The sequence below is a fragment of the Pseudomonas sp. Cab53 genome (assembly GCF_018325965.1).
In the GTDB taxonomy this organism is placed as follows: domain Bacteria; phylum Pseudomonadota; class Gammaproteobacteria; order Pseudomonadales; family Pseudomonadaceae; genus Aquipseudomonas; species Aquipseudomonas chlororaphis_E.
Genome location: NZ_AP021902.1, coordinates 6,216,308 through 6,228,368 on the forward strand (window position 1 = coordinate 6,216,308; position 12,061 = coordinate 6,228,368).

General features: G+C 62.8%; 10 protein-coding genes. 7 read left to right on the forward strand and 3 right to left on the reverse strand.

From position 1 onward, the window contains the following. The first annotated feature begins 3 nt into the window (after positions 1-3). From KI241_RS27450 to KI241_RS27475, 6 genes are read left to right on the forward strand one after another with little or no spacing between them, the layout of a single operon-like run. Positions 4-1,446, forward strand: a complete 1,443-nt coding sequence (locus tag KI241_RS27450) for a mannose-1-phosphate guanylyltransferase/mannose-6-phosphate isomerase (protein WP_123579280.1) — start codon at positions 4-6, stop codon at positions 1,444-1,446. Beyond that, positions 1,446-2,243: an ABC transporter permease gene (locus KI241_RS27455; RefSeq protein ID WP_047739389.1), complete on the forward strand. Its 798-nt coding sequence runs from the start codon at positions 1,446-1,448 to the stop codon at positions 2,241-2,243. Before KI241_RS27450 ends, KI241_RS27455 begins: the two co-directional genes overlap by 1 nt. Continuing rightward, positions 2,243-3,508, forward strand: a complete 1,266-nt coding sequence (locus KI241_RS27460; RefSeq protein WP_042731399.1) for an ABC transporter ATP-binding protein — start codon at positions 2,243-2,245, stop codon at positions 3,506-3,508. Before KI241_RS27455 ends, KI241_RS27460 begins: the two co-directional genes overlap by 1 nt. Beyond that, positions 3,505-4,872, forward strand: coding sequence for a glycosyltransferase family 1 protein (locus KI241_RS27465; RefSeq protein WP_042731400.1), 1,368 nt, complete (start codon positions 3,505-3,507; stop codon positions 4,870-4,872). Before KI241_RS27460 ends, KI241_RS27465 begins: the two co-directional genes overlap by 4 nt. Continuing rightward, positions 4,863-5,993 carry a glycosyltransferase family 1 protein gene (locus tag KI241_RS27470; protein ID WP_042731401.1) on the forward strand — a complete coding sequence of 377 codons (1,131 nt, stop codon included), beginning with the start codon at positions 4,863-4,865 and terminating at the stop codon, positions 5,991-5,993. Before KI241_RS27465 ends, KI241_RS27470 begins: the two co-directional genes overlap by 10 nt. Further along, a complete protein-coding gene (locus KI241_RS27475; RefSeq protein ID WP_042731402.1) occupies positions 5,994-7,124 on the forward strand; it encodes a glycosyltransferase family 4 protein in 1,131 nt (376 codons plus the stop codon). Positions 7,125-7,175: 51 nt separating this feature from the next. On the opposite strand, the gene KI241_RS27480 is transcribed toward KI241_RS27475, so the two are convergent. Together KI241_RS27480 and KI241_RS27485 are read right to left on the reverse strand one after the other, a co-directional pair. After that, positions 7,176-7,802 carry a glutathione S-transferase gene (locus KI241_RS27480; RefSeq protein ID WP_042731404.1) on the reverse strand — a complete coding sequence of 209 codons (627 nt, stop codon included), beginning with the start codon at positions 7,800-7,802 and terminating at the stop codon, positions 7,176-7,178. Between the two features lie 125 nt (positions 7,803-7,927). Further along, complete coding sequence (locus KI241_RS27485) at positions 7,928-8,830, reverse strand: LysR family transcriptional regulator (RefSeq protein ID WP_212803193.1); 903 nt, start codon at positions 8,828-8,830, stop codon at positions 7,928-7,930. Positions 8,831-9,234: 404 nt separating this feature from the next. Between KI241_RS27485 and KI241_RS27490 the strand changes: the two genes are divergently transcribed. After that, entirely contained in the window at positions 9,235-11,382 is a 2,148-nt protein-coding gene (locus KI241_RS27490) for an LTA synthase family protein (RefSeq protein WP_212803904.1), read from the forward strand. A gap of 79 nt (positions 11,383-11,461) precedes the next feature. Here the strand turns inward: KI241_RS27490 and nudK are convergent, their stop codons facing one another. Then, positions 11,462-12,058 carry a GDP-mannose pyrophosphatase NudK gene (gene nudK, locus KI241_RS27495; RefSeq protein WP_212803194.1) on the reverse strand — a complete coding sequence of 199 codons (597 nt, stop codon included), beginning with the start codon at positions 12,056-12,058 and terminating at the stop codon, positions 11,462-11,464. Between the last annotated feature and the right edge of the window lie 3 nt (positions 12,059-12,061).

The window sequence follows — 12,061 nt, forward strand, 5'->3', positions numbered from 1 at the left end:
GCCATGCTCATTCCCGTGATTCTCTCCGGCGGTGCCGGGACGAGATTGTGGCCGGTGTCCCGCGAGGGTCATCCGAAACCCTTCATGGTCTTGCCCGACGGCCAGTCGTTGCTGGGCAAGACCTACCGACGCGCCGCAGGGTTGTTCGACGGCCGGGGCGATATCGTCACCGTCACCAATCGCGAGTATTACTTCCAGAGCCGCGACCATTATCAGAACGCCCACCTGGAGCGCCATCGCGGGCACTTCGTCCTGGAACCGACGGGTCGTAACACCGCACCCGCGATTGCCGCCGCCACCCTCGCCGTGCAGGCCCTGCACGGCGACGATACGATCCTAGTGGTGATGCCCGCCGACCACCTGATCCAGGATGAAGCCGCCTTCAAGGCATCCGTGGACCACGCCGTGGAGCTGGCCAAGCGCGGCCACCTGGTGACCTTCGGCGTATTGCCGACGACACCGGAAACCGGCTTCGGCTACATCGAACGAGGCAAGCCGCTGGACACTCGGGGCGCGGCCAAAGTCGTGCGCTTCGTCGAGAAGCCCGACTTGCAGACCGCCACCCACTACCTGGAGAGCGGCCGCTTCCTGTGGAACTCGGGCATGTTCTGCTTTTCAGCCAAGACCCTGCTGGCGGAGTTGCACACCCACGCCCCCGAACTGCTGGAGAAGGCCCGCGCCTGCATCGCCGCGAGCACGGCCGTGGAGACGGCAGGTTGCGTGCAGCAGGAATTGTCCGCCGAACATTTCGCCGACATGCCGGACATCTCCATCGACTACGCCCTCATGGAACGCTCGGCCAACGTGGTGGTGATCCCGGCGGCCTTCGACTGGAGCGATATCGGCTCCTGGACCGCCGTCGCCGACCTGGTGCCGGCCGATGCGCAAGGCAACCGCACCACGGGCGAGGCCTTGTTCATGGACAGCCAGCGCAACTTCGTCCAGAGCGACGGGCGCCTGGTGGCGGCCCTGGGCGTGGAAGACCTGATCATCATCGACACCGCCGACGCCGTGCTGGTGGCCCATGCCGACCGCGCCCAGGAGGTTCGTCGCGTGGCCCGGCAGCTCAAGGACAAGGCGCACGAAGCCTATCGCCTGCACCGTACGGTCAGCCGCCCCTGGGGCAGCTATACCGTGCTCGAAGAGGGCCCGCGCTTCAAGATCAAGCGCATCGTGGTCAAGCCGGGCGCCTCGCTCTCGCTGCAGATGCACCACCATCGCAACGAACACTGGGTGGTGGTCGAAGGCATGGCCAAGGTCACCAACAACGGCTCGGGTTCGCACCTGGTGGCCAAGAACGAGTCGACCTTCATCCCCGCCGGCCACAAGCATCGCCTGGAAAACCCCGGCGTCATCGATCTGGTCATCATCGAAGTGCAGAGCGGCGAATACCTGGGGGAGGACGACATCGTTCGCTTCGAGGATCACTACGGCAGGGCCGGCTGATGTTATTGACCCTGCAACGCACCCTGTGGAGCTATCGCGGCTTCGTCCTGGGCAGCGTCAAGCGCGAGTTCCAGGCGCGCTATCGCAACTCGTTGTTCGGCGCGCTGTGGACGGTGCTCAATCCGCTGTCGATGATCCTGGTGTACACGGTGATTTTTTCCCACATCATGCGGGCTCGCCTGCCGGGTGTGGAAGATGGCATGGCCTACAGCGTCTACCTTTGCGCCGGGTTGCTGACCTGGGGTTTTTTCGCCGAGATCACCACCCGCAGCCAGGGCATGTTCCTGGAAAACGCCAACCTGCTGAAAAAAATCAGCTTCCCCAGGATCTGCCTGCCGGTGATCGTGCTGCTCAACGCCGGGATCAACTTCGCGATCATCCTCGGGCTGTTCCTCGGCTTCCTGCTGATCACCGGGCGCTGGCCAGGCCTGAGCTTGCTGGCGCTGGTCCCGCTGCTGGCCCTGCAAATCATGTTCGCCGCGGGGCTGGGCATGCTTCTGGGGATTCTCAACGTGTTTTTCCGTGATGTCGGCCAGTTGTTCGGTATCTGCCTGCAATTCTGGTTCTGGCTCACGCCGATCGTTTACCCGATCACGATCCTCCCCCCTTCGGTCCAGCCATGGCTGGCCCTCAACCCCATGACCGCCCTGATGCAGAGCTACCAGAACCTGTTCCTCTACAACCAGTGGCCGGACTGGGGCTCGCTGTTGCCGTTGCTGGTCGTGGGCCTGCTGCTGTGCATCACCGGCCTACGCCTGTTTCGCACGCGCGGCGGTGAAATGGTGGACGAACTCTGATGGGACATCTACGTGTCAGTGGCCTGGGCAAGGCCTACAAGCAGTACCCGAATCGCTGGAGCCGGCTGTTCGAATGGTTGATCCCCTTTTCCCGCCAGCGCCATCAGTTGCACTGGATCCTGCAAGGGGTGGATTTCGAGATCCAGCCCGGTGAAGCCGTCGGTATCGTCGGGGTCAACGGGGCCGGTAAAAGCACGTTGCTGAAGATGATCACCGGCACCACCCAGCCCACCTGCGGCCAGATCCAATTGCGAGGCCGCGTCGCCGCGTTGCTGGAACTGGGCATGGGTTTCCACCCGGATTTCACCGGCCGCCAGAACGCATTCATGGCCGGCCAGTTGCTGGGCATGCAGGTCGAGGAGATCCAGGCACTGATGCCCGAGATCGAAGGGTTCGCCGAAATCGGCGAGGCCATCGACCAACCGGTACGTACCTATTCCAGCGGCATGCAGATGCGCCTGGCCTTCAGCGTCGCGACAGCCCGGCGCCCGGACATCCTGATCGTCGACGAGGCGCTGTCGGTGGGCGATGCCTACTTCCAGCACAAAAGCTTCGAGCGCATCCGCAACTTCCGCAAGGCCGGCACCACGCTGCTGATCGTGTCCCATGACCGTTCGGCGATCCAGTCGATCTGCGACACCGCCATCCTGCTCGAACACGGGCGCATGGCCATGCACGGCAAGCCCGAAGAAGTGATGGACTACTACAACGCCATGCTGGCCCAGCGCGAAGGCCAGGTGGTGCGCCAGGAAATGCTCGCCAACGGCCAGGTGCGGACCATTTCCGGCACCGGCGAGGCAGGCATCCTCGATGTGCAACTGCTCAACAGCCAGGGCCAGTCGGTGGAAGTGGCCGAGATCGGCCAGCCGATGGTGCTGCAGGTCCGGGTCGAGATCCGCCAGGACATCGAGCGCCTGGTGCTGGGTTTCCTGATCAAGGACCGCCTTGGCCAACCCATGTACGGCATCAACACCCACCGCCAGGACAAGGCGGTGACCGACCTCAAGGCCGGTGAACAGATCACCTTCCGCTTCAGTTTCGACATGCGCCTGGGCAAGGGCAACTACTCCGTTGCCCTGAGCCTGTCGCGGCTGGATTCGCACCTGGACCGCAATTTCGAATGGCGCGACTACGGCTTGGTGTTCCACGTGATCAATAACCGCCAGGAAGACTTCGTCGGCTGTTCCTGGCTCCAGGCCCGGACCAGCATCCAGCGTTCGAGCCAGACGGCCGTCGAAGCACTGGCGCAAAAGGAGTTGCCATGACCCGCCTGCTGGTCGATTGCACCTACGTATACGACCACCCGAATGACAACTCGGGCATCCAGCGAGTGGTGCGCAACGTTATTCGCCAATTGCCGGCCAAGGACCGGGAACGCGAATGCATTCCGGTAGTGATGCTGCAGGGCAAGCTGTACGAAGTGAAAAGCCTGGCGCCCTTGCCCACAAGTGGGCTGGACCTGGCCAGGCTGCGCGTACGGCTGCTGCAGTTCGCCAATCTGTTCTGGGTCAGGCACAGGTCTCTGGAACAGCAGCGGCCTTTCAGCCAGTCGATCTGGGCGCGCCGCTTTCTGTACATTGCCTGCCGACTGTTTGCCCTGGGCTGCCTGAGCATCCCCATTCGAATCCTCGATCGCCTGCTCAAGCGCAAGCCAGGCCCGGAACGCAGCGTACCGCTGGCACATAGGGCCGGCGATCAACTGGTGTTGCTCGATTCTTCCTGGCACTCGGGCTTCTTTCCCCTGGCCGAACAACTCAAGCGTGACGGCGTCGGAATCATCTCGGTGATCTACGACCTGATTCCCCTGACCCATCCGCAATTCTGCGACGCCGGGCTGGTCAAGGTGTTCAACCACTGGTTCGACTGGATTGCCCGTACCGCCGACGGCTACATCGCCATTTCGCTCACCATCCGTGACCAGCTTCGCCAGGAAATGGTCCGACGCCTCGGCGAGCAACAGGTGCGCGAACGCTGGTTCGACTATTTCCATCTGGGCAGCGAACTGGACTTGGCCGACACCTCGCAAACCGTTGACCCAAACCTGTCGCGTCTGTTCCAGCAGCCCGAGCCGGTGTTCCTGATGGTCAGCACCATCGAACCGCGCAAAAACCATGCGTATCTGCTCGATGCCTTCGAGCGGGCCTGGGCTGCCGGTTCACGGGCAAGGTTATGCATCGTCGGGAAGGTCGGCTGGAAATGCGAAGCCCTGATCGAACGTATCAAGCGTCATCCACAACTCGACAGCCGCCTGTTCATGTTCAACAACCTGGCGGATCGAAGCCTGGAGCACGCCTATCAACACTCCACCGCCCTGGTATTCCCATCCTACGTGGAAGGCTTCGGCCTGCCGTTGGTGGAGGCCATGCAACGCGGCTTGCCGGCAATGGGCAGCGATATCGAAGTGTTCCGGGAAATCGGCGGTGATTTCATGACCTACTTCGACCTCGACGACCCCCAGAGCCTGGCGAACCTGGTTCTCGACATGGAACACACCGGGGTATTCCCGGCCAAGCGCAACCTGGATCAATGGCAATGGCTGAATTGGCGCCAGGCCAGTGCACAACTGGTGGAGCGGATCGAACACCATGTGGGGCAAAGGGTCGTCGACCGGGAAACAGCATGCGGATAGCCCTCAACGCCCGGATTCTCCAGGCGCCGCGCACCGGCATCGGCCAATACGTGGCAGAGCTGGCCACCGCCCTGGCCCGGGAACCGGACGTGCAACTGTCGCTGTTCCACGGCTGGGGCTGGAGCCGGCAGTTGCCGCAAGCAGCCAAGCCTGGTTATTCAAAGCTGAGCCCATTGCTGCGACGGGTTCCGGGCGCCTATCAGGCGCGGCGCTGGCTGGAACAGAAACGCTTCGATCAAGGCCGTTCCAAGGCTATCGACCTGTACCACGAACCCAGCCTCTGGCCGCTGGCCTTCGAAGGGCCGACGATGATCACCCTTCATGACCTCACGCACCTGCGCTACCCCGAGACGCAACCGGCGGCCCGCTTGAAGGAAATCGAGCGACGGCTCAGCAGGGCGGTGGAGCAGGCGCAACTGATCATGACCGACTCGCAGTTCATCGCCGATGAGGCCCAGCAGCATTTCGGCCTGCCAGCCGAGCGCCTGAGGGTTGCGCCGCTGGGGGTGGCGGCCCGTTTCCACCCGCGCGAACCGGAAGCGATCGACGCGGTGCTCAAGGCCCATGGCGTGGAGGCGGGGCGTTATTTCCTGTGTGTCGGCACCCTGGAGCCACGCAAGAATCTGTCATTGGCCCTTCGCGCCCATGCCGGGCTGCCCGAGTCCATCCGTCAGGCCTTTCCTTTACTCATTGTAGGAATGGGCGGATGGCAACAAGGGCAGTTCAATGAAGAGTTGCGAAAAGCCCTGGCTGACGGGCATGTTTGTCTGACCGGGTACCTGCCGGACGAGCAGGTCGCCCAACTCTTGGCCGGCGCACGCGCACTGATCTTCCCTTCGCTCTACGAGGGCTTTGGCTTGCCGGTGCTCGAAGCGATGGCCAGTGGAACACCGGTGATTACCACCCGCTGCTCGGCGATGCCCGAGGTGGCCGGGCCGGCCGGCAGCTACTGCGAGCCGCACGACCACCAGGGCCTGCGCGAAGCCATGCTACGGTTAATGGAAGATCGGCTGCACTGGCAGGCCTGTCGGGAAGCGGGATTGCAACAAGCGGCGCTGTTTTCCTGGGAGCGCTGCGCCAAGGTGACCGCGGGCGCGTATCGCCAGGTCTTGGGAGGTTGAATGCGAGTCCTGCACTTTTACAAAACCTATCTGCCCGACTCCATGGGCGGCATCGAACAGGTCATTTTCCAACTGTGCGACAGCACCGACCGGCTGGGCGTCAATAACACCGTACTGTCGCTGAGCAGGGAGCCCGCTGCCGACCCTATCCGGATCCGACAACATGATGTTCATCAAGCCAGGATGGATTTCCAACTGGCTTCCACCGGTTTTTCCTACAGTGTCTTCAAGAAGTTTCGCGAGCTCGCCGCCGAAGCGGACGTGATCAACTACCACTTCCCCTGGCCGTTCATGGACTTGGTGCATTTTTTCAGCGCCGTGAAAAAGCCCTATGTGGTCACCTATCACTCCGACATCGTTCGCCAGCGCAACCTGCTCAAGCTCTACAAACCGTTGATGCGACGCTTTTTGGACGGCGCCGATCGCATCGTCGCCGCATCGCCCAATTACGTGCACACCAGCGATGTGCTCAAGGACTACCCAGACAAAACCCGGCTCATCACCTACGGCCTGAACAAGAGCAGTTATCCACAGCCTGACGCCGAGCGCATGGCGGGCTGGAAGGCCAGGCTGGGCGAGCGCTTCTTTCTGTTCGTTGGGGTGATGCGCTACTACAAGGGCCTGCACATCCTGCTCGACGCCCTCAAGGGCGCGGATTATCCCGTGGTCATCATGGGCGCGGGCCCGCTGGAAAAAGCGCTGCACGCCCAAGCCGCGGCATTGGGCTTGCGCAACCTGCACTTTCTCGGGCGCCTGGGGGATGAAGATAAAGTCGCGCTGCTGGAACTGAGCTACGCCATCGTGTTTCCCTCGCACCTGCGCTCCGAAGCCTTCGGTATCTCCCTGCTCGAAGGCGCGATGTTCGGCAAGCCGATGATCTCCAGCGAAATCGGCACCGGCACCAGCTACATCAACATCCACAACGAAACCGGCCTGGTGGTGCCCCCGAGCGATCCCGACGCGTTCCGCGAAGCGATGCGCACCCTCTGGGATAACCCGGCGCAGGCGCACGCGATGGGCGCCAAGGCCGAAGCCCGCTACCGACTGCTGTTCACCGCCGAAGAGATGGGCCGCAAGTGGGTGGAGCTGTATGAAGAGTTGCTGGAGGAAAAGGCGCTTTCGTACGCATGACGACCATGGCCAGGGAGCCGGCTCCCTGGCCGCAAGGTCGTGGTCGATGGCTCAAGCCGTTTTCTGCAGCCCGATCACCGTACGCGGCATGCCCACGAACCCCGGCAACGCCTCGATCCGCGCCAGCCATGCCCGCACGTTGGCATAGTCCTCCAACGACACGTTGCCTTCCGGCGCATGGGCGATATAGGTGTAGCCGGCGATGTCGGCGACGGTCGGGGTGTCTCCCGCCAGATAAGGGCTGTGGCTCAGTTCCTGATCCACGACCTTGAGCAGGGCGTGAGAACGGGCAATCACGTCCTCGGCGTTATAGGCCGCGCCGAACACCGTGATCAGCCGCGCCGTGGCAGGCCCGGCATGGATCGGCCCAGCCGCGGCCGACAGCCAGCGCTGCACCCGTGCGGCGCCAATCGGGTCGGTTGGCAACCAGCGCCCCTGGCCATACTTGTGCGCCAGGTACACCAGGATGGCATTGGAGTCTGCCAGCACTACACCGTCATCATCGATGACCGGTACCTGGCCAAAGGCGTTGATGGCGAGGAACTCGGGTTTTTTATGGGCACCCTTGGCCAAATCGACGAACACCACCTCGACGGGTAGCTCAAGCAACGACAACATCAGTTCAACGCGATGGGAATGGCCGGAAAGCGGGAAATGGTAGTGCTTGATGGGTTTCATGGTCGACTCCGCTGAGGTGGACGCCATCACCGGAACGGCGTCGATGGAGTCATCCTGCGCTTGAACCGATAACTCGAGAATCACCCGCAAACGCAATCCATTATTTCAACGGAGGAAATAATGCCTCAGCCCCTCAAGGCCGGGACGTGGCGCAATGCATTGACGGTAAAGTCGACAAAACTGCGCACCCGCGCCGGTGCATTGCGCCCACCCTGATACACCACATGGATCGGCAGCGGCGGCAGTTCGAAATCAGCCAAGACAATCTCCAGCTCACCGGTGGCCACAGGATCGGCCACCTGATAAGACAGCACCCGCGTCATCCCCAGGCCCTGGCGGGCTGCGTTGATCGCGGCCTGGTTGGCCGTCACCGCCAATCGCGGCGCGAGCCGAACGACCAGCGGCTGTTCGCCCTCGGCGAAGGTCCAGCTTCGGTTCTGGTTGATGGCCGATGACAACACCACCGGCATCTGCTCCAGCTCGCCCGGATGCCGGGGCCGGCCATGGCGGGCGAAAAATCCCGGCGAACCGCACACCACCCGCCGCACCTCGCCCACGCGCACGGCATGCTGGCTGCTGTCCGGCAACTCGCCGATGCGTACCGCCACGTCGATGCCCTCCTCGACCATGTTGACGTTGCGATCGAGCAGCAAGGCGTTGATGCTGACCTCGGGAAACTGCAGCAGGTAGTCAACCAGCAACGGCGTAACGAAGGACTGGCCGAACAACACCGGCGCGGTAATCGCCAGTTGCCCACGAGGCTGGACATGGCTTCCCGCCGCCGAATCCTCGGCTTCCTGGAGATCGTTCAGGATCCGCCGACAATCTTCCAGAAAGCGCTGGCCCGCTTCGCTCAAGTAGACATTGCGCGTGGTGCGCACCAACAGGGGCGTACCGATGCGCTGCTCCAAGGCCGCCACCGCCCGCGTGACACTGGCCGCCGACAGGCCAAGACGCCGTGAGGCCGCCGAAAACCCCGACTCCAGCGCCACGGCGACAAACACCTGCATTTCCTGAAACCTGTCCATCCAGTCCCCCGATGAGAAATCCTGATACAAGTTTTCCAGACATCCTGAAACAGCGCTACGCAGCCAGTGTAGAGGCCTGGGCCAGTGAACCACAGCGTAGCGCCGCCGGACACTGGGACATTGAACCGGTCGTTGGCAGGCATGCTTGGTACCATCGCGCCGTGTGACAATTTGATGACGAAGGAAAACCCTGTGGGAGCGAACCTGCTCTCGATGGCGGCGGATCAACATGAAAACCAGCGGCTGATTCACCGTCTTCGTGACCACGCCCTTTCCACAGGGTTTGTCTGCTGTTTCATGGATTAGCTTCGACCGAAGGCCTGCTTGTGAAAATTTTTTACCCCCGTTTAAACCCTCCCTACACGCCCCTTCTTGCCTTGATCGGCTGCGTGCTGTTGACCCCGATGGGCCTGCGTCTGGCGCTGGGCTGGTCCGACCCGCTGGGCTATCTCTCGGACCTGGGCGTCGGCGGGTTGCTGGTCGCGCTGCTCTACCGTCGCCCCTGGTGGCTGGCATTGCCCGTGTTGCTGGCCTGGAGCGCGTTGACCCTGGCCAGCATCGAACTGGTCAGCGCCGTCGGGCGGATGCCCAACCCTTCGGACGTGCATTACCTGATCGATCCGCAATTCGTTGAGAACTCCACCAGTGGCGGCTTCGCCCACCCCTGGCTGGCCACGTTCCAGTGCGCGGCACTGGGGTTCTGGCTGCTGGTGCAATGGCTCAATCGGGCGCGACCGGCCCCACGCTTGCCGCGCCATGCCTGGGTAGCGCCGCTGCTGGTGCTGCTGATCCACGGTGCGGTGCAATCCTGGCGGCCCAGCGAGGCGGACCAGTGGAACCTGTTCAACCTGCCCCACCAATTGGCCACCGCCGCCCTCGCCGAGGGTCAGGAGCGCGCCCAGCAATGGCTCGAAGGCAGCGCCCCGGACCCGGCGCCGCCCATGGACGGACTCACCCGCCTGGACCTGGACGGGCAACGCTTGCTGACCGAGCCGGGCCGCGCGCGCAACGTCCTGGTCATCGCCCTGGAAGGCATTCCCGGGGCCTACGTGCGTGCCAATCGCCAGGCGTTGAACAGCACCTATCAAGAAGACCTGATGCCGCACCTGAGCGCCTGGGCCGAGCGGGGCATGAACACCCCCGATTACGTCCTGCATAGCCACCAGACCATCCGAGGCCTGTACGCCATGTTGTGCGGCGACTACGACAAACTCGACGACGGCACGCCCAAGGGCGTCGAAATGCTCAACCAGACCCAGCGCAACCAAGCCTGCCTGCCGGCCCAATTGCGCCAGAACGGTTTCTCCACCCACTTCCTGCAAGCCGCCGGGCTACGGTTCATGGCCAAGGACCGGATCATGCCGCACATCGGCTTCGACACGGCACTGGGCGTGGAGTGGTTCACCCAGCCCGCCTACCTGGAATTCCCCTGGGGCAAGGACGACAAGACCTTCTTCGAGGGCGCGCTGGACTACGTCGGGCAATTGCAACAGGCGGACCGGCCGTGGATGCTCACCTTGCTGACCGTCGGCACGCACCAGCCCTACTCCGCACCCGATGACTACCTGAAACGCTACGACTCTGCCAAGCAGGCGGCGGTCGGTTACCTGGACGACGCCTTGGACAGTTTCCTGGCTGGCCTTGAGCGCCAGGGCATCCTGGACAACACCTTGGTGGTGATCACTTCGGACGAATCCCATGGCATCGACGATGTGCGCCTGGCGTCATCCTGGGGTTTCAACCTGATGCTGGCGCCGGAACCATTGCCCAGGATCAAATCAGGGGTCTATGGCCACGTGGACCTGAGCGCCTCGATCCTCGACTACTTCGGCTTCGCGGTGCCCACGGCGTTGTCCGGACGCTCGATGCTCAGGGATTACACGACGGGCCGGGAGATCATGTCGTTCACCAACGGCAAACTGCGCCATCACGACGGCAACGGCACGTTCACCGAGTGCGATTTCCTGCAGCGTTGCCGGTCCTACGCCAGCCCCGGCTTTATCGCCGACCGGGCTGTCTACAGTGGGCAATACAGCGGCCAGCGCGCACGGCTGATCAGCGCCCGGGCCACCGCCCTGGGCCAGACCCTGCTGCCCACGCCTCTCAACCAGCGTTATCAATTTGGCAGCGCAGAAAAGATCCCGCTGCCGGCTCAGGTCTCCAACGACTGGACCGACAACCTGATCGGGGCCCAGTACCTGGAGATGCCCAAGGGCTCGCAGACCCGCGTCAGCCTGACCATCCGCGCCCTGGAGGCCGACCACGCCGCCTATATTTCCCTGAAGGCCAAGGAGTTCGAACAGGACGTCGCCATGGACCTGCCAACCGAGGTGGCGGTAACCCCCGAGCAGCCGCTGGTGATGGACATCAGTTTTGACAACCCGCAACAGCGCAAGGCCTTTTCCTTCCACCTGCTCGGACACGGGGTGGGCGCCATCGAGATCAGCGACTTCAGCGTCGTGACCGAACTGTCAGGCCAGCCGGAGCAACCGGAATATCTGGACGAGTACCTGGACGATGGGCAGGACGACAGCGAAGTCCAATCCAGCTGAACAAAAAACGCGCAGCCTTTGAAACAGGCTGCGCGTGATCGAAATCGCCCAATGCCACTCGGCGTGGGGATGCCCCAGGCTAATCCAGCAAGCGGTGCAGCTTCGCGTACTGCAACAGCATGATGGTCTTGGCGTCGCAGATCTCCCCCGTCTCGACCATGCCCAGGGCCTGGTCGAGGGACATCTCCAGCACCTCGATCTCCTCACCCTCCTCCTCCAGCCCACCGCCTTCATGCTGCTTGTCTTCGTCGAAATACTCGCCGACGAAAAAGTGCAGCCGTTCCGTCACCGAGCCTGGGCTCATGAAGGCTTCGAAGACCTTGCGCACGTCCTGGATGACGTAGCCGGTTTCCTCCTGGGTTTCCTTGCGGATGCAAGTGTGCGGGTCGTCGTTGTCGAGCAGCCCGGCGCAGGTTTCGATCAGCAGGTCATCGTGCCCGTTGACGAAGGCCGGAAAGCGGAATTGCCGGGTCAGGACCACGGTCTGCTTGGCCTTGCTGTACAACAGGATGGTGGCGCCGTTGCCCCGGTCGTAGGTCTCGCGCGTCAGTTCCTGCCATCGACCGTCACGACCGAGGTAGTCGTAGGTGGTCTTGCGCAGTACGTACCAGTTGTCCGAGAGGACTTCGACGTGCTTGATCCGCACACGGTCCTTGATGCTGGTTGCCTGGGTCATTCA